Origin of the sequence: Alcanivorax sp. IL3 (genome assembly GCF_047495465.1) — a bacterium.
GTDB classification, from domain to species: domain Bacteria; phylum Pseudomonadota; class Gammaproteobacteria; order Pseudomonadales; family Alcanivoracaceae; genus Alcanivorax; species Alcanivorax jadensis.
In genome coordinates, this window is record NZ_CP179931.1 from 1,779,758 (window position 1) to 1,799,521 (window position 19,764).

20 protein-coding genes and 1 pseudogene are annotated in these 19,764 nt (G+C 58.5%); 14 read left to right on the forward strand and 7 right to left on the reverse strand.

Features of this window, described 5'->3' with window-relative positions:
* Positions 1 to 24: 24 nt before the first annotated feature.
* From ACMG4M_RS08305 to ACMG4M_RS08320, 4 genes are all read left to right on the forward strand, one after another.
* The gene (locus ACMG4M_RS08305; RefSeq protein ID WP_035244112.1) at positions 25 to 486 is read left to right on the forward strand and encodes a MaoC family dehydratase; all 462 of its coding nucleotides are present in this window, start codon (positions 25 to 27) and stop codon (positions 484 to 486) included.
* 289 nt (positions 487 to 775) lie between these two features.
* Positions 776 to 1,729 carry a hypothetical protein gene (locus ACMG4M_RS08310; protein ID WP_035244113.1) on the forward strand — a complete coding sequence of 318 codons (954 nt, stop codon included), beginning with the start codon at positions 776 to 778 and terminating at the stop codon, positions 1,727 to 1,729.
* Positions 1,722 to 2,810 carry a diguanylate cyclase domain-containing protein gene (locus ACMG4M_RS08315; protein WP_272962652.1) on the forward strand — a complete coding sequence of 363 codons (1,089 nt, stop codon included), beginning with the start codon at positions 1,722 to 1,724 and terminating at the stop codon, positions 2,808 to 2,810. The genes ACMG4M_RS08310 and ACMG4M_RS08315 overlap by 8 nt, the downstream gene beginning before the upstream one ends.
* Positions 2,807 to 3,316, forward strand: a complete 510-nt coding sequence (locus tag ACMG4M_RS08320; protein ID WP_035244115.1) for a DUF2505 domain-containing protein — start codon at positions 2,807 to 2,809, stop codon at positions 3,314 to 3,316. The genes ACMG4M_RS08315 and ACMG4M_RS08320 overlap by 4 nt, the downstream gene beginning before the upstream one ends.
* 159 nt (positions 3,317 to 3,475) lie before the next feature.
* On the opposite strand, the gene ACMG4M_RS08325 is transcribed toward ACMG4M_RS08320, so the two are convergent.
* A complete protein-coding gene (locus ACMG4M_RS08325; protein WP_414431106.1) occupies positions 3,476 to 4,276 on the reverse strand; it encodes an SDR family NAD(P)-dependent oxidoreductase in 801 nt (266 codons plus the stop codon).
* A gap of 101 nt (positions 4,277 to 4,377) precedes the next feature.
* Here ACMG4M_RS08325 and ACMG4M_RS08330 point away from each other — a divergent pair, with 101 nt between their 5' ends.
* Positions 4,378 to 4,587, forward strand: a complete 210-nt coding sequence (locus tag ACMG4M_RS08330) for a hypothetical protein (RefSeq protein WP_035244118.1) — start codon at positions 4,378 to 4,380, stop codon at positions 4,585 to 4,587.
* Here ACMG4M_RS08330 and ACMG4M_RS08335 read toward each other — a convergent pair.
* The 5 genes and pseudogenes from ACMG4M_RS08335 to ACMG4M_RS08355 all read right to left on the reverse strand — a co-directional run bounded on the left by ACMG4M_RS08335 (position 4,572) and on the right by ACMG4M_RS08355 (position 8,941).
* A pseudogene (locus tag ACMG4M_RS08335) lies at positions 4,572 to 5,899 on the reverse strand (dicarboxylate/amino acid:cation symporter). The gene ACMG4M_RS08330 and the pseudogene ACMG4M_RS08335 sit on opposite strands and share 16 nt — an antisense overlap.
* Before the next feature lie 101 nt (positions 5,900 to 6,000).
* Positions 6,001 to 6,618 carry a hypothetical protein gene (locus ACMG4M_RS08340; protein WP_035244123.1) on the reverse strand — a complete coding sequence of 206 codons (618 nt, stop codon included), beginning with the start codon at positions 6,616 to 6,618 and terminating at the stop codon, positions 6,001 to 6,003.
* On the reverse strand, positions 6,615 to 7,910 hold the full coding sequence (locus tag ACMG4M_RS08345; protein WP_035244124.1) for an ammonium transporter: 1,296 nt from the start codon (positions 7,908 to 7,910) through the stop codon (positions 6,615 to 6,617). Before ACMG4M_RS08345 ends, ACMG4M_RS08340 begins: the two co-directional genes overlap by 4 nt.
* A 174-nt stretch (positions 7,911 to 8,084) precedes the next feature.
* The gene (locus ACMG4M_RS08350; protein WP_035244126.1) at positions 8,085 to 8,564 is read right to left on the reverse strand and encodes an EVE domain-containing protein; all 480 of its coding nucleotides are present in this window, start codon (positions 8,562 to 8,564) and stop codon (positions 8,085 to 8,087) included.
* Complete coding sequence (locus ACMG4M_RS08355; protein WP_035244128.1) at positions 8,561 to 8,941, reverse strand: hypothetical protein; 381 nt, start codon at positions 8,939 to 8,941, stop codon at positions 8,561 to 8,563. The genes ACMG4M_RS08350 and ACMG4M_RS08355 overlap by 4 nt, the downstream gene beginning before the upstream one ends.
* Before the next feature lie 223 nt (positions 8,942 to 9,164).
* Between ACMG4M_RS08355 and prmB the strand changes: the two genes are divergently transcribed.
* From prmB to ACMG4M_RS08370, 3 genes are all read left to right on the forward strand, one after another.
* Positions 9,165 to 10,091: a 50S ribosomal protein L3 N(5)-glutamine methyltransferase gene (prmB, locus tag ACMG4M_RS08360; RefSeq protein WP_084573341.1), complete on the forward strand. Its 927-nt coding sequence runs from the start codon at positions 9,165 to 9,167 to the stop codon at positions 10,089 to 10,091.
* Between the two features lie 70 nt (positions 10,092 to 10,161).
* Positions 10,162 to 11,247, forward strand: coding sequence for a chorismate synthase (gene aroC / locus ACMG4M_RS08365; RefSeq protein ID WP_272962646.1), 1,086 nt, complete (start codon positions 10,162 to 10,164; stop codon positions 11,245 to 11,247).
* Positions 11,248 to 11,505: 258 nt separating this feature from the next.
* Entirely contained in the window at positions 11,506 to 12,660 is a 1,155-nt protein-coding gene (locus ACMG4M_RS08370; RefSeq protein ID WP_414431126.1) for an MFS transporter, read from the forward strand.
* Positions 12,661 to 12,664: 4 nt separating this feature from the next.
* On the opposite strand, the gene ACMG4M_RS08375 is transcribed toward ACMG4M_RS08370, so the two are convergent.
* Positions 12,665 to 13,540, reverse strand: a complete 876-nt coding sequence (locus ACMG4M_RS08375; protein WP_084573342.1) for a LysR family transcriptional regulator — start codon at positions 13,538 to 13,540, stop codon at positions 12,665 to 12,667.
* Positions 13,541 to 13,699: 159 nt separating this feature from the next.
* Between ACMG4M_RS08375 and leuC the strand changes: the two genes are divergently transcribed.
* From leuC to ACMG4M_RS08405, 6 genes are all read left to right on the forward strand, one after another.
* Positions 13,700 to 15,118, forward strand: coding sequence for a 3-isopropylmalate dehydratase large subunit (gene leuC / locus ACMG4M_RS08380; protein ID WP_035244134.1), 1,419 nt, complete (start codon positions 13,700 to 13,702; stop codon positions 15,116 to 15,118).
* A 10-nt stretch (positions 15,119 to 15,128) separates the two neighbouring features.
* Positions 15,129 to 15,767, forward strand: a complete 639-nt coding sequence (gene leuD, locus ACMG4M_RS08385; protein WP_035244135.1) for a 3-isopropylmalate dehydratase small subunit — start codon at positions 15,129 to 15,131, stop codon at positions 15,765 to 15,767.
* A gap of 42 nt (positions 15,768 to 15,809) precedes the next feature.
* Positions 15,810 to 16,250, forward strand: a complete 441-nt coding sequence (locus ACMG4M_RS08390; protein ID WP_414431107.1) for a hypothetical protein — start codon at positions 15,810 to 15,812, stop codon at positions 16,248 to 16,250.
* Between the two features lie 72 nt (positions 16,251 to 16,322).
* Positions 16,323 to 17,399: a 3-isopropylmalate dehydrogenase gene (gene leuB, locus ACMG4M_RS08395; protein ID WP_277672948.1), complete on the forward strand. Its 1,077-nt coding sequence runs from the start codon at positions 16,323 to 16,325 to the stop codon at positions 17,397 to 17,399.
* Between the two features lie 62 nt (positions 17,400 to 17,461).
* Entirely contained in the window at positions 17,462 to 18,574 is a 1,113-nt protein-coding gene (gene asd / locus ACMG4M_RS08400; protein ID WP_414431108.1) for an aspartate-semialdehyde dehydrogenase, read from the forward strand.
* A 126-nt stretch (positions 18,575 to 18,700) separates the two neighbouring features.
* On the forward strand, positions 18,701 to 19,714 hold the full coding sequence (locus tag ACMG4M_RS08405; RefSeq protein ID WP_035244143.1) for an aspartate-semialdehyde dehydrogenase: 1,014 nt from the start codon (positions 18,701 to 18,703) through the stop codon (positions 19,712 to 19,714).
* Positions 19,715 to 19,764 lie beyond the last annotated feature (50 nt).

Sequence of the window (19,764 nt, forward strand, 5' to 3'; positions counted from 1 at the left end):
AATGTATTCAAGGAGCGCGTTACGATGAAAGTGGTTGAGGTAGCCTCGCTGACCGATTACGTGGGCAAGGAACTGGGAGCGTCCGACTGGTTCCAGATAGATCAGGACAGAATTAACGCTTTTGCTGACGCGACCCTGGACCATCAGTTCATTCATGTGGATCCGGATCAGGCCAAGAACACCCCTTTCGGCACCACCATTGCACACGGTTATCTGACCCTGTCGCTGCTGCCTTATCTGCAAGCCTCCATTGATGGCTTCTTGATGCCCAAAGGCATGAAAATGGCCATGAACTATGGCTTCGACAAACTGCGATTCATGGCACCGGTGAAAGAGGGCAAGCGGGTTCGAGCAGTAGCCACCTTGCTGGAGGTCACCGAAAAGCGTGAAGGGCAGTGGTTGTTGAAATTCGCCTTTACGGTGGAAATCGAAGGAGAGGACAAGCCGGCACTGGTTGCCGAGTGGTTGCTGATGTACTTCGTCTGAGACAAACAGCGCCATAGAGAGAATCACAAGGTCTCCTGGTCAGGTCTGTCGTTTTGTGCACGGCAGGCCTGTTTTTTTATCGCACACTCCTCTCGACAGACATAACTGATGTCAGCTTTGAAAGTTCGGGTTCTACACAAGGTTGATCAAATAAGCTACTGATTTGGCTCAGGTTGAGTTGTGGCGCTGGCCGTTATTGTTGCTGGCAAAATAGCGCATTTCGACGTACTGTACAGGGGAACTTTCGTGTTAGAGCGAATTTGTCGCCACCCCGTATCAGGGCTTCCCAATGTTGCACCGTCCCCGACAATGGCTTCGCCGTCTGGTAGACAACCGTTCTGCCATCCGTCGTGATCTGCGCCTTAGCCTGACCCATGCAGCGGATATTCCCCGCATGGTCCTACCATTGGGCCGGGAGCCAGGTGTTCGCTCGGAAATGGCCTGGTCATCCTACTCAAGCCGCGGTGAGGCCCTGTTCTCGCTCTTGCAGTTGCTGGTGCCGGCCACCCGTGAGTCCATCAGCCAGGGCACCCTGGTCTGCCATCCTCCGCGGACCACCCATGAAGGGCGCTCTTCGCGCTGGTTCTTCATCAATGGCATGGGAACGGCCGGGCCGGTGGCGCTGCTCAATGCCAGCGAGATCGCGCGGATTTTTCGCCGTCCGGTGCACCTGATCCATACCCCTACATGGGGACTGATCCGCGATGTGGCCGAGTCGATTACCGCTCGTACCCTGCGCAAGGACGGCAAACTGTCGCGCCCGGCGTTGAATATCCTGGTGGAAGCACTGGAAAATAATGATCAGGTAGTGCTGGTCTGCCACTCCCAGGGCACCATTGTTGCCAGCTATATCGTGCGCAAACTGCTGCGTCACCCGAGCGCCCGGCAACTGGTCAAGAAGCTGGAAATTTATTGTATCGGTGGGGTGGCCGACAGCCTGGAAATCGATCCGCAGCTGACGCTTGCGGCCGGTCACCCGGTGCCCTATGTGGAACACTTTGCCAACGGCCGTGATTATCTGGCGCAGATCGGCATTCTTTCCCATCTGGACAGTACCGCTGGCACTGTCTATTGCCTGGCCGACCGCCCCGGGCATCTTCTCAACGAACATTATCTGCCTGCCATCGCGCGCGGGGATTTTTGTCAGCGTCATTCCCGGCTTTACGGGTATGTGCGAGGGCGAGAGCCCGGCCTGAAAGGGGCGCTGTCCGTGGTAAAAAAGGGAATGGAGCCACATGGATAACAACAACAAACCGGTGCTGCTGTTTGTCGATGACTCGAAGGTAATGCGTCTTGCTGCTGACAAGATGCTGGGCAGGGAATTTCGTGTCGAAGTGGCGGAAAACGGCGTCGAAGCCTGGGAAATGATCTGCCACAACCCGACCATCAGCGTGGTTTTTTCCGACCTGGCGATGCCGGAGATGGACGGCTTTACGTTACTGAAAAAAATCCGCACCAGTGACGATGACGGCATTGCCGGTCTGCCGGTGATCATCGTTACCGGTGCCGAGAACGACGAGGAAACACGCAGCGAAGCCCTGCGTCTTGGCGGCACCGACTTCATCAGCAAACCGTTCAATTCCACGGATCTTCTGGCCCGTGCTCGTGCCCATGCCCACTACCAGCGTGAGCGCAAGGAACTGGCCCGCCAGGCCATGATCGATCCGCTCACCCGACTCGGTAACCGTCGTTATCTGCAGCATCGCCTGCGCCAGGAGCTGGCCCTGGCCAGTCGTCAGCAGATCCCGCTATCGGTTGTGCAACTGGAGATTTACCAATTCAATCAACTTTTCGTACAGCTCGGTAAACGTAGAACCGATATGGTGTTGATGAAAATGGCGCAATTGATGCGGGGAGTGGTACGTAAGGAAGATTCGCTGGCAAGAAGCAGCGTGGCCCAATTTACCATTCTGCTGCCCAGTGCCGGAGCCAATGGCGCCCAGCGTTTTGTCGAGCGGGCGTTGAAGGTCAGCGAGAAACTGGCTTTCCAATTTCGCGGCCGGGCACAGCAATTGCCGCTGTCGGTGGTCATTCATACGCCCACTGCGCATACCGGGCTGATGCCCCGCCAGGTTCAGGCGGTATTGGATGAACAGATGAGCAAGGCGCGCCTGGCCGGGCCCGGGGCGGTGGTCAGAGATGGCCCCGATGAGCCTCTGGCCACCGCCCTGACGACGCCTTCGATAACCATAGAGCAGGCACTCACCCTGTTGCGGGCTGGCAAGCCCCGTGTGGTGGTGAATGCATTGCCGGACTTGAAACGCCAGCTGGCGCCCCTGTTGAAATTGATTGAGCAGACGCCGGCGGGTCAGGAGACAGCATGAAGGTAATGGTTGACCGGGAATTTCCTGTCGGCGTGGACCGGCTTTATGAGATTCTCACCAGCAAGGCCTATTTCGAACAACGATTCGAATGGGGCAAGGTAAATGACTACCGTTTCCAGGCCTTCCAGGAGACCGGGGAAGGTCTGCTGATACAGATCGTTCAGCCGATACAGATTCGCACCGACAAGGTACCGTCATTTGCGCGGCGTTTGCTGCCCAGTCAGGCGGATTTGCTGACGGAATTCCTGTGGCAAGCCACCGGCCGGCCGGGTTTCTATCAGGCCCGCTATCGCTTTCAGCTTGGCAATGTGCCGTTGAAAATCAGTGGCACCATGGAGCTCAACGCCGACGGTGAGTCCCAGTCCATCCAGCAAACCCAGGTGGAAATCACCTCATCGGTTCCCCTGGTGGGCAGGAAACTGGTGGATCTGGTGGCGCCGAAAATTGACGATGCTCTGGCAGGGGATTACCGGCATACACTGCGTTATGTGGAACAGTTTGCCTGACGTGGCTGGAATAATTTTTACCACAGAGTGCACAGAGAACACTGAGTGAAAACCGGGCTATGACTGCCATGTTATCGCGGGCACTGAAATGCGCGGCGAGGGACGGCGGGGCTTTTGATCTTTCTCAGTGTCCTCTGTGGTGAAACCAGTCTTTTGCTCTTAGCGCCGATACCTCGCCCCTAACTCCCGCAATCCCCGCTCCCAGCGTTTCCTGAACCAGCGCTTGCGCCGCCATTTCGCCCGTGTATAGCCGGAGGCGATGTGCAGGGCGTTATCGCTGTTCAGGGCATCCAGGATCTGCTGGCTGAGCTCCTCTCGGGTGACCGGGCTGCGAGCAATCTTGCGCTGGAAGCGAGCGTCGCTGAGCGGGTCGGTGGCGCACAGGCTGCTGGCCTGCTCCTGATACAGGGGGATCACCAGGGTGGTCACCCTGATACCGCTACTGTGCAATTCACTGTGCAGGCTTTCTCCCAGGGCCACGATGGCGGCGCTGGCAGCGCTCTGGGCGCCAGCCAGAGGCCCTGCCAGGATGCCGTATTCCGGTACCACATTGAGAATCCGGCCACCTTCTTCCTGGCGGTGCATGGCGCTGATCGCGCTCTGGCACAGATTTACCGTATCCATCAGTTGCTCATCCATAACCCGCTGCCAGTGTGATGTCTGGGTCGCCTCGAAAGGGCCGAGGGTCAGTGGCGCGGGCAGGTTAATCACGGTATCCAGCTGTTGCCAGCGACGTAGCACCCGTTCTACACCCCGTTGACGGTCGCGGGAGCTGCCGGGAAGACAATCCAGGAAAAGCGCTTCTCGACCATTGCCGTGCAGGTTGGCACAAAGTTGGTTTCCGAGTTGCCCATCCGCGTCTGCCAGGGCAACCCGAAAATGCTCTGCAGCGTCACTGACCAGGGCCTGACCAAGTTCGGAGCAGGCATTGCTGATAAGCAGGGTAGGCTTATGTTTCAAGGGATCTCCGGGAAATAATCATTGAAAGTGAACAGGTGTTGACTTTCCATTCTTGTGAGTTAACATGTGTTCACTAAAACAATTTAAGAGGAGCGTTACCCATGACTACTATCTCTCGTATCAGTAAAGACATTTTCGCTCTGGTTGTGGCTGTTCTGTTCACCGTGCTGATGGTAGCCGGTCTGGCCGATCAGGGGAAAAATCTGTTCCCGGCCATGCTGGCATTTGCCGCCATGGTGCCGATCGTTGGCAGTGCGGCGGTGGCCATCAAGCGTGACTGGGACAACCGCGACCATCACTTGTCAGTCTGACCTTGTCCGGCGTGGGCGCTTGCCGCCTGCGCCATTCTCTCTGCGTCGGCTACCGGCCTCTGCAGCACCTGTTCTTCCCCTTCGCTGCGTGCCAGCACTACGGTGACGACACTGTCGCCCCATACGTTCACTGCGGTGCGGAACATGTCCAGTAGCCGGTCGGTGACCAGAATCAGGCCGATAGCTTCCGCCGGTAGTCCGATGGCAGCCAGTATCACGGTGATTGCCACTAGGGACGCGGCCGGAATACTGGCCACGCCAATGGAGGTGAGTACCGCGGTTATCACGATCATGAATTGTGTCGCCAGCGACAGGTCCATGCCATAGGCCTGGGCGATAAACATGGCGGCCACGCACTCATACAGGGCCGTGCCGTCCATGTTGACGGTGGCCCCCAGTGGCAGTACGAAGCTGCTGCTTCGTTGTGATACCCCGGCCCGGTTCTGCACGCATTCCATGGTCAACGGCAGGGTAGCTGCGGAGCTGGCCGAGGAAAACGCGGTGAGCAGGGCCGGTGTCATGGCTTGGATGTGCCGCAACGGTGAGCGGCGCGCCAGGAAAAACACCAATGCCGGCATGAAAACAAAGGCATGCAGGGTGAGTGCAACGACCACTGAAGCGAAAAACCAGGCCAGCGGCTCGATGGCATCAAGGCCGGTGCGGGTCACCGTGGCGGCAATCAGGGCGAACACCCCCAGCGGTGTGAAACGAATCACCAGCATGGTGATTTTCATCACCACCTGATAAATCCCCTCGATCAGATCTCGCAGACTGCGGCCGGCATCATTGCGTTCGGTGCGCAGAAAATAGCCGAACAACAGGGCGAACACGATAAGGCCAAGCATCTGCCCATCGGCAGCGGCAGCAATCAGGTTGGGGGTAGCATCTGCATCAGGATCTGGGTGAAATCCCCGGCGCCTCGCCCTTCGATGCCAGCCAGTACCGCTTCGGTATCACTGGCCAGACCAAGCAGGTCCCGGGCCGGTTGGCCGTCGATGACCCCGGGGCTGAACAGATTGACAGTCAGCAGCCCGATCAGCACCGCGACCACGGTGGTGGTCATGTACAGTGCTACCGTTTTTAGCCCCATTCGACCCAGATTGTTGCCGTCGCCGACGCTGGTCATGCCATTGATGATGGCGGTGACAATCAGGGGCACCACCACCATTTTCAAACCATTGATGAACAGACTTCCTACCAGGTCGTAACCGGCCAGTATCGGGACCCCGAACAGGGTAGTGGACTCGCTGGTCAGGCTGCCGACCAGGGCGCCGGCCAGCATGGCAATAAAGATCTGGTGGTGTAGCTTCATGGTGTTCCCTATCGGTTGTTGTTATGGCTCAACGCGCGAACAGGATTACAAGACTACCTGATCCTCGGTGGTGTCACATGGCTGAAATGGCAGGAACCCTTCTACAGCAGCTGGCGCAATGCCGTCGGGTCAATGCGGGTTTGCAGGGCGTTCTGATAGGCCGCCTTCAGTTGCTGGTCGGCTTCCACCGGTCCGAGTCTTTCGCACAACAGCACATAAGTACGGTTGAGCTGATCGCGCAGGGCGGCCAGTGTCAGTGGGGCCAGCGGGCGTTCCGGAGCTTGCAGCCAGTATTCCATGGTCAGCCGGGTTTCCGCCCCGACCTGATTGCTGCGCAGCTGGGCGGCCATGTCCAGCCGCAACTGGCTTGCCGCACGGGCGCCAATGCCTTCCCACAGCGAGCGCATGATCTGCTCGAACGCCTGGCTGCAAGGGTGCTCCCGGGCGGGGTTTTCCTCGCTGCCGGCCAGCGGATCGTCGGCCAGTTCCTGCTCCGACAGTGTCATGGCCTGCACCAGGCTCATATGGATCTGATGCCGGCGCTCCCCCAGGTCGAACATCTGACACAACTCACTGACAAAGCCCTGCAGGGAAAAGCGAGGGCGTTCGGCATAGGTTTGTTGCCAGAGGCTGATCGCCTCCAGCAAGAGAGGTTCGTTCATGTAGGGCGTCAGCCCGGTGGCAATGGCGCGCCGTCGACGTTGCAGCTCCTGACTCATGGACGAGACTCCGCCGAGCGGGTCAGCTCACTGTTATAAAGCGTGTTCTGGGGAAACTCCGGATAGCCACTTTCTGCGTGTTCGCTCAGGTCCAGGCCGCGTTGTTCATGCAGAGCAGGGGCTCGCAGGCCTGTGAGCAAGGACACCAGCATGTACATCACCAGGGCGGTGAAGAAGGCCCAGCCAAATGCAACCACGATGCCCAGCAGCTGTACGGTAATTCGTTCCGGGTTGAACAGGTCACCATCGTAGAACAGTCCAGCGGCCAGGGTGCCCCAGGCACCGGCGAAGGCATGCACCGGCACCGCGCCGACCACATCATCGAGGCGTAACGCTAGCAACATTCTCGCCCCGAAGGCCGCCAGCGCACCGGCGACCAGGCCGGTGAGGACAGCAAAGCCCGGTGTCATCACGGCGCAGCCGGCGGTAACCGCCACCAGACCTGCAAGGCTGCCGTTGACGGTTTCCGTCAACAGAATCGGTCGGCGGCTGACCATGCGGTAGATCACGCTGCCCACCGCACCGGCGGCGGCAGCGAGCTGGGTATTCAGATTCACCTTGGCAATATCCACGCTGGCAGCCAGGGTGGAGCCGCCATTGAAGCCGAACCAGCCAAACCAGAGTATAAAGCCACCCAGAGCCACGTAGGACAGGTTATGCCCGGGGATGGTCCGGGGCTGGCCGTGACGGTCAAAGCGGCCCAGTCGTGGGCCAACCACCAACACTCCGGCCAGGGCACACCAGCCGCCGATGCTGTGCACCACGGTGGAGCCAGCAAAATCGATAAAGCCGAGCTTGGCCAGCCAGCCCTCACTGTTCCAGGCCCAGTGGCCGTAGAGCGGATAGATCAGCCCGGTAATGACAATGGCCCCACACAGGTAGCCCACGTAACGGGTGCGTTCTGCCATGGCGCCGGAAGCGATGGTGGCAGCGGTGGCAGCAAACATGATCTGGAACAGCAGCATGGCCCAGGTACTGCCGTCGGCGTGGCTGAGCATGAACTGGTCTTCGCCAAACCAGCCGGTGCTGCTGGTGCCAAACATCACGCCAAACCCCACACCCCAGAACACCAGGGTGCCCACGCACAAATCCATGTAGTTTTTCATCACCACGTTCAGTGCATTCTTGGCGCGGCTCATGCCACTTTCCAGCAGCGCGAAGCCCGCTTGCATGAAGAAAACCAGGGCGGCAGCCACGGCAATCCAGACCGTATCAACGGCGCTGAGCGAATCCGCCCTGGCCAGGCCGGGGAGTAGCAGTAAGGCAAACCAGGGTAAACGGCGCTGTGGCATGGTATGAATCCCATTCGTTAGTAGTGACGAAGGGGCAATTGCAACCGCTGTGCCAAGCCGGCCACGGAAGGGATTATGGGGGAGTGTCGTGCTTTTTTCGTATCTGCCTGCGCGGTTTTGGGGCGCAGTCTTGCGCTGGTGCGATGCTGTGCACCGCACTGGTTCGCTTGCTGGTCAGGCGCTGGCGCTTTCTGGCATGCAGAGTTGCTGGATGCGCTGAAACTGACGTTCGGTGACTTTCTGTACTGACAGGCGTGGCCGCACAACCAGTTCCATATCCGCAAACTCCGCGTACTGGCGAAGGGTTTTCAGCGACAGGGGCTGCGGATACGTGCACAGATAACGGATATCCACCTGATACCAGCGCGGTTCTTCGCGGCTGCTGCGATTGTCGAACCCCCCTGAGTCGAGATCAAACTGGCTGGGGTCCGGGTAGGGGGCACTGACCACACAGGCTTCACCGACAATGGCGGGCTGTGCGCAACTGGAGTGGTAGATCAGCACGCAATCACCTTCGTTCATCTCGTCGCGCACACGATTGCGAGCCTGGTAATTGCGCACTCCGTCCCAGCCGCTGGTGCCCCCAGGACAGGCCTGCAGGTCATTGATGGAAAAAGTGTCGGGCTCGGTTTTCAATAACCAGATCGCGCTCACTGTTCCTCCCGGGGGTGTTTTTCCAGCAGGCACGCCTTGGCCTCTGCCAGGCTCGCACACACGTAGACCGGGAATTGCGGTTTGTTCAGGGTCAGCATCATGTTGGCAAAGGTACGGTTGAGTATGCTTTCCAGTACCAGCACTTTGGCCTCGGTAATTTGCTTGAAGTCTTCGCCGCAGGCATAGCGGGAGGCGGTAAAGTCGAGCCCACAGATGCGACCCACATAGATTGCCAGCTGTTTGCGCTGGAGATTCATGTTGAACAGGGTCAGTCGCTGTCGATAGATCGATAGTTCCACGCTCATGTCGACCAGGGTGCCGTTCTTCAAATCCACCAAGGTAAAAGGGCCGTCTTGGAACACCGTAACTGCGGTCATACTAATCCTTTTCAACAGCCTGCCAGAGAGCGTGAGCGCATCTTATACGCAATGCTGCTGTCGCTGAAATGATGCCACTTGATTTTCCTATGCCGACATTGCTGCTAACCGACACCATTTGCAGGTTAACAGCCATGCCTGCTGGCAGGCCAACAAGTTACCCTCTACAGGCTTTCATGGCGGATTTTGTGCTAATCTTCGCCGCCTGCTTGAGGAGGATGCCGTGATTAGCCCGCAACAACAGAAAGAAGCCGTTACCGCCCTGCACACAGTCAGGGATTGTCTGCGTTTTGGTGAGAGTGCCCTGCGTGCCGGTGAGGTTTTCTTTGGTCACGGTAATGATGACCCCTGGGACGAGGCGCTGGCGCTGTTGATGAGCACCTTGTCTCTGCCGTTGCATGGCGATCCTCGCATTCTCGATGCCCGCTTGTTGCCTTCTGAAATCAGTGACTATCTGGGCTTGCTGTGTCGTCGGGTGAATGACCGGGTTCCGGTACCTTATTTGACCCATGAAGCCTGGTTTTGCGGGTTGCCCTTTTACGTGGACGAACGCGTCCTGATTCCCCGCTCGCCGTTGGCAGAGCTGATCGAGCAATCCTTCACCCCCTGGGTAGAGCCGGAGCAGGTCCATGCGGTGCTGGATTTGTGCACTGGCAGCGGCTGTATCGCCATCGCCTGTGCCTACGCGTTTGACCATGCCCGCGTGGACGGCAGTGATATCAGTGAAGAAGCTCTGGCCGTCTGTGAAGACAATATTCGCCGTCATGGCCTGGAAGGGCAGGTGAAAGCCCTGCATTCCGATGGCCTAGCCCAGGTGGATGGCCCCTATGACCTGATCGTCTCCAATCCGCCCTATGTGGATGCACAGGATATGGCCAGCCTGCCGGATGAATACCGCCACGAACCGGAATTGGCACTGGCCTCCGGCGATGACGGCCTGGATTTTACCCGCCGCCTGCTGAGTGAGGCCCCTGATAAGCTTACCGAGCACGGGGTATTGATCGTGGAGGTGGGCAATAGCTGGGAAGCCATGGTCAATCAGTGGCCGCAGGTGCCTTTCTTCTGGTTCGAATTCGAGCGTGGTGGCCACGGGGTATTCATGCTTACCCGTCAACAGCTGCTAGAATACCGCGAACAGTTTTCTTCCTGAGCCGTTGATGCTCCTTTTACCGGGCAGGTGAGGGGAGATGCAATGGCCCAATGCTTTTTTGAGGATCCGCATGTCCGGCAACAGTTTTGGTGAACGTTTTCGCATCACCACCTTTGGTGAGAGTCATGGCCTGGCACTGGGGGCCATCGTGGATGGCTGCCCGCCGGGGCTGGAAATCAGCGAGGAAGACCTGCAGGTGGAGCTGGACCGGCGCAAGCCAGGCACCAGCCGCTACACCACTCAGCGTCGTGAGCCGGATCAGGTGAAGATCCTTTCCGGGGTGTTCGAGGGCAAGACCACCGGCACGTCCATCGGCTTGCTGATCGAAAACACCGACCAGAAGTCCAAGGACTACTCCGACATCGCCACCACCTTCCGGCCCGGGCATGCGGATTACACCTATACGCAGAAATACGGTTTCCGCGATTACCGCGGCGGCGGGCGGTCATCGGCCCGGGAAACGGCCATGCGCGTGGCGGCCGGCGCCATTGCCCGCAAGTATCTGGAGCAGACACTGGGTATTCGCATCTATGGGGGCTGTACTCAAATCGGTGAGGTCAAAGCGGAGCAATTCGACTGGTCTACCGTAAACAGCAATCCTTTCTTCTTCCCGGATGCAGGCAAGGTGCCGGAGCTGGAAGCTCTCATCAATGCGCTGCGCAAGGATGGCTCTTCCATCGGTGCACGGGTGGAAGTGTTTGCCGACGGCGTGCCGCCGGGCTGGGGCGAGCCGGTGTTCGATCGTATCGACGCGGATCTGGCCAAGGCAATGATGTCCATCAACGCGGTCAAGGGTGTGGAAGTAGGCGACGGCTTTGCAGTGGTCAATCAGCGCGGTGAGCAACATCGTGATGAGATGACCCCGGAAGGCTTCCTCAGCAACCATGCCGGCGGTGTGCTCGGAGGTATCAGCTCCGGGCAGACCATCCGTGTGGCCATGGCGCTCAAGCCCACTTCCAGCATCCTGATTCCCGGCAAGAGCATTGATCTGCAAGGGAACCCGGTTGAAGTGGTTACCAAGGGGCGCCACGATCCTTGCGTGGGCGTGCGGGCCACTCCTATTGCCGAGGCCATGCTGGCCCTGGTGCTCATGGACCATTGCCTGCGCCATCGGGCGCAGAACGGCGATGTGACGCCACCATTTCCGCCGATTTAAATGCCTGACCATCCGTAGGATGCGTCGCTGGCGGCGCGATGACACGTAATCAAAAGCATTTTCACCACAGAGGGCACAGAGTACACAGAGAAAAAACCAGTCTTTTCCTCGGCGATCTCTGTGGTTACATTGCTGTTCAACGCCTTTGATCGCGCCGCCAGCGACGCTCCTACGGCAGGTTTGATTTAGCGCCGGATGTCCGACATCAGACGTCCGGCCTTCCATTCATTTAACCGCCACGCCAAGGTTCAGCCCCTAATGCCTTACTACTGGCGATTGTCAGGCTTCTATTTCCTCTATTTCGGACTACTGGGCACCCTGGTGCCTTACTGGTCCCTGTACCTGAAGGACCTGGGTTTCAGCGCTGCCGCCATCGGCCTGCTGATGGCCATTCCCCAGCTGACCAAAATTGGTGCCCCTAACCTGTGGGGTTGGCTGGCGGATCGGAGCGGCCAGCGCCTGCGTATCATCCGGACCGGAAACCTGCTTGCGGCGATAGTGTTCCTGCCGGTGTTCTGGATCGATCAGTTCTGGTCCATGGCGGCACTGCTGGTGTCGTTCAGTTTCTTCTGGAACGCGGTACTGGCCCAGTTTGAAGTCCTCACCTTGCAGTCTCTGGGGCGTCAGTCTCACCGCTACAGTCTTGTGCGCCTGTGGGGCTCAGTGGGGTTTATCCTGGCGGTACTGGTGCTTGGCGAGGCGCTGGACCGGCTGGGTACTGATCTGCTGCCCTGGGTATTGAGCGCGTTGTTGTGGCTGTTGTGGCTGGGTACGTTGACGTTGCCGGCGGGTGACGGGGAGGCGCGTCATCGGGAACAGGGTGGGCCATCTGTGTGGAGCGTGTTGCGACGTCCGGCCGTTTCCCTGTTTCTGGTGGCCGCTTTTCTGATGCAGCTCTCCCATGGGCCTTACTACACGTTCTACAGCATCTATCTGCAGGATCTGGGATTCAGCAAGTTCGTGGTGGGTAGCCTGTGGGCGCTGGGTGTACTGGCGGAGGTAGGGTTGTTTCTGGTCATGCATCGGCTGATGCGGCGTTTCTCTATTCCCTGGATTCTGGTGGCCAGTCTGCTGTTGGCGGCCCTGCGTTGGCTGCTGATTGGTGTGGTAGCCGATTCGTTGTTATGGCTTGCGCTTGCCCAGCTGCTCCACGCGGCCAGTTTTGGCAGCTTTCATGCGGCCAGCATCGCCTGGGTGCACAAGCAGTTTGAGGCGTCACTGGGCGGTCAGGGACAGGCCCTGTATTCCAGCCTGGGCTTTGGCGCAGGCTGGGCGGCGGGTGCCGGGTTGTCCGGTTTGCTGTGGCAGCAGTGGGGAGTGGACCTGTTTTTCGGCGCGGCGCTGGCCGCCGTGCTGGCGGCCATGTTGCTTATCGTGGGCGGCGTTACCCGTTCCGGCGATTCAACCGCTTAAGCAGTTACAGGCCGGATGCCTCCAGCGCCTGCAAAAACGCCCTGGCGGCATTGGAGCGAGTGCGGGCAGGGTGAATCACCACACCCAGCTCCCGCTCCGGTAACGGTACATCCACGGCCAATTCCACCACCGAGCCATCCACCATGGTGGCAGGCAGGACGCTCCAGCCCAGGCCGATGGACACCATCATGTGAATGGTTTCCAGATAGTTGGTGGACATGGCGATATTGAGCTTAAGATTATGTTCGTCAAACAGCCGCTCCACGATGCCGCGTGTAAAGGTGACCGGTGACGGCAGGATGGCGCTGTAGCCGGTGAGGGTTTCCAGGGTGATATTGTCCACCTTGGCCAGCGGGTGCTCCGGCGCGCACATGAACACCAGCGGATCGCGCCAGATCACATCACTTTGCAGACGCTCATCCGGCTGCGGAGGCAAGGTGACTACGCCCATTTCCAGTTCCCCGTGCAGCACTCCCTCCCAGGCTTCTTCCGAATCGATAAAATGGATGTCCAGTTCCACTTGCGGGTAGTCCCGGGAGAACTGACGCAGCACCGGCGGCAGGCGGTGCAGGCCGATATGGTGGCTGGTGCCAATGCGCAATTTGCCGGTGACCGAGCCGGACAGGTCGTGGATGGCCCGAGCCATGTCTTCCACGTCCATCAGCACCTGCCTGGCCCGTGGCAGCAGGGAGCGACCTGCTTCGGTAAGCTGAATTTGACGGCCCACCCGATCAAAGAGACGGGCGCCAAGCTGCTGTTCGAGCAGGGCGATGCGTTTGCTGATGGCAGGCTGCGTGATGTAGAGGCGCTCAGCGGCGGCAGAAAACGAGCCGGTTTCAGCCACTCCCATGAAGGCGCTCAGGGTCGGTGTGTCTATCATTACCGGGGCATCCAGTTGTTCGGTTGCGAGATAATAATTGGTTATCTTAAAAATGAAAAATATGAATTGGATTTATTGGTGGGTGAACCCTACATTAATCGTTATTGACAAACCAGTCGCAATGATGAAGTTGCTGCAGTGCGACGCAGGGAGAGAAACATGGCCGGCAAAACCCTCTATGATAAATTGTGGGACGCCCATCTCGTCACCGAGCGTGAGGATGGCTCCGCGCTGATCTATATTGACCGTCAGATCATCCATGAGGTGACCTCGCCCCAGGCGTTTGAAGGCCTGCGCCTGGCCGGCCGTAAACCCTGGCGTACGGGCGCCAGTGTGGCCACCATCGACCACAATGTACCGACCACGCCATTCAAGTCGGCCGCTGAAATTGTGGATCAGACCTCCCGGATCCAGGTACAGACTCTGCAGGACAACACTCGCGAATTTGGCATTACCGAATTCGGTATTGGTGATGTACGCCAGGGCATCGTTCACGTGATGGCGCCGGAGCAGGGTGCCGTCCTGCCCGGTATGACCGTGGTCTGCGGTGATTCCCATACGTCCACCAATGGCGCGCTGGCCTGTCTGGCCCATGGTATCGGCACCAGCGAGGTTGAACATGTGCTGGCGACCCAGACCCTGGTGGCCAAAAAAATGAACAACATGCGGGTGTCCGTGGAAGGGGATTTGAGTCCCGCTGTCACCGCCAAGGATGTGGTGTTGCATATCATCGGCATCATCGGTACCGCTGGCGGCAACGGCTATGCTATCGAATTTGCCGGCAGCGCCATTCGCGGCTTGTCCCTGGAAGGGCGAATGACCATCTGCAACATGGCCATTGAGGCTGGTGCCCGTGCCGGCATGGTAGCGGTGGATCAGACCACCATTGATTACGTGGAAGGTCGCCCCTTCGCGCCGAAAGGTGAGGACTGGGACAAGGCGGTGGATTACTGGCGAACCCTGGTGTCCGATGCGGATGCCGAATTCGACGCGGAAGTGAATATTGATGCGGCGGATATCCGTCCGCAGGTGTCCTGGGGCACCAGTCCGGAGATGGTGGTGCCGGTAGATGCCATGTTGCCGGATCCGCAGGCCGAGAGCGATGAAGTGAAGCGCTCTGGCATGCAGCGCGCCTACGAGTACATGGGGCTGAAGCCAGGTATTCCGGTCACAGATATCAAGGTCGACCGGGTCTTTATCGGCTCCTGTACCAACTCACGCATTGAAGACCTGCGAGCCGCAGCCGAGGTGGCCAAGGGCCGCAAAAAAGCGGATTCCGTCAAACAAGTGCTGGTGGTGCCGGGCTCCGGTCTGGTCAAGCAGCAGGCCGAGAAGGAAGGTCTGGACAAGGTCTTTATTGAAGCTGGCTTCGAATGGCGGGAGCCGGGTTGCTCCATGTGCCTGGCCATGAATCCTGACCGCCTGGAAGCCGGTGAACACTGTGCGTCCACTTCCAACCGTAATTTCGAGGGGCGTCAGGGCAATGGTGGCCGCACGCATCTGGTGAGTCCGGCCATGGCCGCGGCCGCTGCGGTGGCGGGCCATTTTGTGGATATTCGCGAACTCGACCAGGCCTGAGGAGCAGATCATGGAAAAGTTTATTCGTCAGGAAGGGCTGGTCGCGCCGTTGGATCGTGCCAATGTGGACACCGACCAGATCATCCCCAAGCAGTTTCTCAAGTCCATCAAGCGTACCGGTTTCGGGCCGAATCTGTTTGATGAATGGCGCTACCTGGATGAGGGTTTTCCTGGCCAGGACAGCAGCCAGCGCCCGAAAAACGAAGACTTTGTGCTGAATCAGCCCCGTTATCAGGGCGCCAGCATTCTGCTTACCCGTCGCAACTTCGGGTGTGGCTCCAGCCGTGAACATGCTCCCTGGGCACTGATGGATTTTGGCTTCAAGGCCATCATTGCACCGAGCTTTGCGGATATCTTCTACAACAACTGCTTCAAAAACGGGTTATTGCCCATTGTGTTGTCTGAGGATAACGTGGAAGCCCTGTTCAAAGCGGTGGAAGGGAAGGAAGGCTTCCGAATCACTATTGATCTGGAGCAACAGCAGGTGATCCCGGAAAGCGGGGAGCCGCTGGCGTTCGAGATTGATGAGTTTCGCAAGCATTGTCTGCTCAACGGTCTGGATGAAATCGGCCTCACGCTCAACGAGGCAGAGACCATTCGTGCCTATGAAGCACGCCGCGCCGAGCGGGAACCCTGGATTTTCCAGTAACAGAGTCCGGGACCATTAAAAGAAAAAACAAGGAGGCGACACATGTTGCGAATTTTATCTTTGCTGTCAGTACTGACTCTGGCCGGTTGTGCGACCGGCATGTACAACGAACCGGACGCGGGTGATGCGGCCAAACTGAGTGTGGACAACCAGCTTTCCGTAGCTGCAAATGGTGATGGCGGCGGTGGTTGGCAGATGCCCACCAGTAGCTCTGCCAAGGCGGAAATCTTCAAGGTCGACGGTGACCGGATTTCCGAGCAGGGCGGCGTGGAGTCGGTGTTTATTGATGCCGGCGAGCGTTCCGTGGAAGTGTTTGCCGACCAAGGCGGCATCCTGCGGTTCGGAAAATTCCGCCATACCTTTGAAGAAAAGGGCATTTACCAGGTGCGGGTGAAACCATCTCCCGGCAATAAGGGTGATTACACTCTGGAGCTGGTCAAAGCCTCGGCACCTGACGATGTGCTGGTAAGCAAAAACTTTTAAGCAATAGATCAAGTGTTCAGATCAAGTGTTCAGATCAAGTGTTCAGATCAAGCAGTAAACAGGAAGCAGGTAATGAGCAAGGTACTGGTGTTGCCCGGTGACGGTATCGGCCCGGAAATCGTGGATGAAGCGGTGAAGGTGCTGAATGTCGCCAAACAGAAATTTGGCCTCGATGTAGAGCTGGATGAGGCCTTGGTGGGCGGCGCGGCGGTGGACGCGGAAGGTGATCCGCTGCCGGAAGGTACCCTGGAAAAGGCCCGCGCTGCAGATGCGATTTTGTTCGGTTCCATCGGTGGCCCCAAATGGGACGCCATTGAGCGGGGCAAGCGCCCGGAGCGTGGCCTGCTACGCCTGCGTTCCTCGCTGGGCCTGTTTGCCAATCTGCGCCCGGCGATCCTCTTTCCGCAACTGGCGGATGCTTCCAGCCTGAAACCTGAAGTGGTTTCCGGGCTGGATATCCTGATCGTGCGCGAGCTGACCGGTGGCATCTACTTCGGTCAGCCCCGTGGTATCAAGGAAGAGAACGGCGAGCGCGTAGGTTTCAATACCTATGTGTACACCGAGTCGGAAATGCGCCGTATCGCCAAGGTGGCTTTCGAGCTGGCCATGAAGCGTGACAAGCGAGTCTGTTCGGTGGACAAGGCCAACGTGCTGGAAGTCACCGAACTTTGGAAAGAAGTGGTCACCGAGGAGGCCAAGGCCTATCCGGAGATCGAGTTGTCCCACATGTATGTGGACAACGCGGCCATGCAGTTGGTGCGTGCGCCGAAACAGTTTGATGTGATTGTCACCGGTAACCTGTTCGGTGACATTCTCTCCGATGAAGCCGCCATGCTCACCGGCTCCATCGGAATGCTGCCCTCCGCGTCCCTGGACGAGAACCGCAAGGGCTTGTACGAACCCTGCCACGGCTCGGCACCGGATATTGCCGGCCAGGGCATAGCCAACCCGCTGGCGACCATCATGTCGCTGGCCATGCTGATGCGTTACAGCCTGGAGCGCGGCGATGTGGCGGATGCCATTGAAGCTGCGGTAGAGCGAGTACTGGATCAGGGGTTGCGTACTGCGGACATCTACACCGAGGGCACTCGCAAAGTGGGCACTGAAGAGATGGGTAACGCCGTGGCCGAAGCTCTGGCCCAGGCGTAATAGCGCGTTCACCCGTTTATTCACAGATAGAAAGGGCAATCCTTTCAGGAGACAGTTTTCCAATGAAGAAAGTCGGTTTTGTCGGCTGGCGTGGCATGGTGGGTTCCGTTCTGATGGAGCGCATGATTGCCGAAAATGATTTTGCAGATATCGAACCGGTCTTTTTCTCGACCTCCCAGGTCGGTCAGGCGGGCCCCAATGTGGGCAAGGATATTTCTGTCCTGGGCGATGCCAAGAGCATTGATGAGCTGAGGACCCTGGATGTGATCGTGACCTGTCAGGGTGGCGATTACACCAATGAGGTGTATCCCAAGCTGCGTGAAGCCGGCTGGGACGGTTACTGGATTGATGCTGCTTCTGCCCTACGTATGGCGGACAACAGCGTTATCGTGCTGGATCCGGTCAACCGTAATGTGATCGACAGTGCCCTGGATAAGGGTGTGAAGGATTATGTGGGTGGCAATTGCACCGTCAGCCTGATGCTGATGGCCCTGGGTGGCCTGTTCAATGAAGGCTTGGTTGAATGGGCGAGTGCCCAGACCTATCAGGCGGCATCTGGTGCCGGCGCCCAGAACATGCGTGAGCTGATTGCCCAGATGGGCAAGATTCATGGCGATGTGGCAGACAAGCTGGGGGATCCGTCCAGTGCGATCCTGGATATCGACAGCCAGGTGGCGGCCACCATGCGCAGCAGCGATCTGCCCACGGAACATTTCGGTCATTCCCTGGCGGGCTCCCTGCTGCCCTGGATCGACAAGGAAATGGAAAATGGTCAGAGCAAGGAAGAGTGGAAAGCCCAGGCAGAAACCAACAAGATTCTGGGTCGTGCCGCGGATCCCATTGCTCTGGATGGCACCTGTGTGCGTATCGGCGCCATGCGCTGCCACGCCCAGGCCCTGACAGTGAAGCTCACCCGCGATGTGCCGCTGGATGAAATCTACGAGATCATCGGCAAGGCCAATGACTGGGTGAAAGTGGTGCCCAACGAAAAAGAGGCTACCCTGCGGGATCTGACTCCCACGGCGGTGACGGGTACCCTGAGCGTCCCGGTAGGTCGCTTGCGCAAGCTCAACATGGGTGGCGAGTACCTGAATGCCTTTACCGTGGGCGACCAGCTGTTGTGGGGCGCGGCGGAGCCGCTGCGTCGCATGCTGCGTATCCTTATGGAGCGTTGATAAGCTGCTAAATAGTGAAAGTAGAAAAGCGCGGGCAGGGCCGAGGTAGTATCAAGGCCGTGCCCGCGTTTGTATTTGTGGGGGATGTTATCAGCGCTCCTGCAGCATCGTTGTCGCGAGGTTTCTATGCGTTCAATCAATCTTGCCATTGTCGGTGCAACCGGACTGGTCGGCGAGGCCATTATCAAGCTGCTGGCAGATCGGCAATTTCCGGTCGGCGAGCTTTTTGTGTTGGCATCTGAAAACGGGGCAGGGGGCAAGGTGTCCTTCGGCGGCAAATCGCTGACCGTAAAGAAAACCGAAGATTTCGACTTTTCGCAAGTGGAGGTGGCGCTGTTTGCCGCTGGCGCCACGGTGAGTCAGCAATTGGCGCCCCGGGCTGCCGAAGCAGGGGCGATGGTGGTGGATTTGTCACCGGCGTTTCGTTACGAATCCGATGTGCCGTTGCTGGTGGCTGATGTTAACGATGAGCTGCTTGGTCAGGCCCGGGAAAACAACCTGGTAGCCTGTGCGGATGCCGCCACCGTCCAGCTGGTGCGGGCTCTCAAGCCTCTTGCTGATATGGCCCCGTTGCAGGAAGTGGTGGTGACCCAGCTTCAGGCGGTGTCTGCGACTGGCAGGAGCGGGGTGGATCAACTGGCCCAGCAGAGCGTGCGCCTGCTTAATGGCCTGTCGCCCAGCGAGGCGGCCCAGGCCCAGATTGCCTTTAATGCACTGCCGCTTAGCGGCCAGGCTCAAGAAAACGGTTTTACCAGCGAAGAGCTCAAGCTGATGCTGGAAACCCGCCGTGTGCTGGCCGACCAGCCCTTGTCGGTTCAGGTCACCACGGTGCGCGTGCCGGTCTTCTATGGCCATGGGCAGAGTGTGTCGGTTCGTAGCATTCAGCCCCTGGCAATGGCGCAGGCGCTGTCGGTCTGGGAGGGGCAGAATGATCTGGATGTGCTGGAAAATGACGACCCCCAGGCAATGTCCCCGGTGGCTTCGGTGGAAGGGGAGCCGCGCCTGCGGATTTCTCGAACCCGGGAAGACATGGAAGGCAGCGGCGGTTTGAGCTATTTTAGCGTCGCCGACAATGTCCGTTGGGGGGCCGCTCTTAACGCGGTGAAGGTGGTCGAGAAGTTGCTAAAAGACTATCTGTAATGGATACTTACTGACATTATGTGACGCGGTTTCTAGGTTTTGAGTCCAGC

Coding starts and splice junctions, on each gene's coding strand:
- ACMG4M_RS08305 (WP_035244112.1), top strand. CDS start 25: ATGAAAGTGGTTGAGGTAGCCTCGCTGACCGATTACGTGGGCAAGGAA.
- ACMG4M_RS08310 (WP_035244113.1), top strand. CDS start 776: ATGTTGCACCGTCCCCGACAATGGCTTCGCCGTCTGGTAGACAACCGT.
- ACMG4M_RS08315 (WP_272962652.1), top strand. CDS start 1,722: ATGGATAACAACAACAAACCGGTGCTGCTGTTTGTCGATGACTCGAAG.
- ACMG4M_RS08320 (WP_035244115.1), top strand. CDS start 2,807: ATGAAGGTAATGGTTGACCGGGAATTTCCTGTCGGCGTGGACCGGCTT.
- ACMG4M_RS08330 (WP_035244118.1), top strand. CDS start 4,378: ATGACTACTATCTCTCGTATCAGTAAAGACATTTTCGCTCTGGTTGTG.
- ACMG4M_RS08340 (WP_035244123.1), bottom strand. CDS start 6,618: ATGAGTCAGGAGCTGCAACGTCGACGGCGCGCCATTGCCACCGGGCTG.
- ACMG4M_RS08345 (WP_035244124.1), bottom strand. CDS start 7,910: ATGCCACAGCGCCGTTTACCCTGGTTTGCCTTACTGCTACTCCCCGGC.
- ACMG4M_RS08355 (WP_035244128.1), bottom strand. CDS start 8,941: ATGACCGCAGTTACGGTGTTCCAAGACGGCCCTTTTACCTTGGTGGAT.
- aroC (WP_272962646.1), top strand. CDS start 10,162: ATGTCCGGCAACAGTTTTGGTGAACGTTTTCGCATCACCACCTTTGGT.
- ACMG4M_RS08370 (WP_414431126.1), top strand. CDS start 11,506: ATGCCTTACTACTGGCGATTGTCAGGCTTCTATTTCCTCTATTTCGGA.
- ACMG4M_RS08375 (WP_084573342.1), bottom strand. CDS start 13,540: ATGATAGACACACCGACCCTGAGCGCCTTCATGGGAGTGGCTGAAACC.
- leuC (WP_035244134.1), top strand. CDS start 13,700: ATGGCCGGCAAAACCCTCTATGATAAATTGTGGGACGCCCATCTCGTC.
- leuD (WP_035244135.1), top strand. CDS start 15,129: ATGGAAAAGTTTATTCGTCAGGAAGGGCTGGTCGCGCCGTTGGATCGT.
- ACMG4M_RS08390 (WP_414431107.1), top strand. CDS start 15,810: ATGTTGCGAATTTTATCTTTGCTGTCAGTACTGACTCTGGCCGGTTGT.
- leuB (WP_277672948.1), top strand. CDS start 16,323: ATGAGCAAGGTACTGGTGTTGCCCGGTGACGGTATCGGCCCGGAAATC.
- asd (WP_414431108.1), top strand. CDS start 17,462: ATGAAGAAAGTCGGTTTTGTCGGCTGGCGTGGCATGGTGGGTTCCGTT.
- ACMG4M_RS08405 (WP_035244143.1), top strand. CDS start 18,701: ATGCGTTCAATCAATCTTGCCATTGTCGGTGCAACCGGACTGGTCGGC.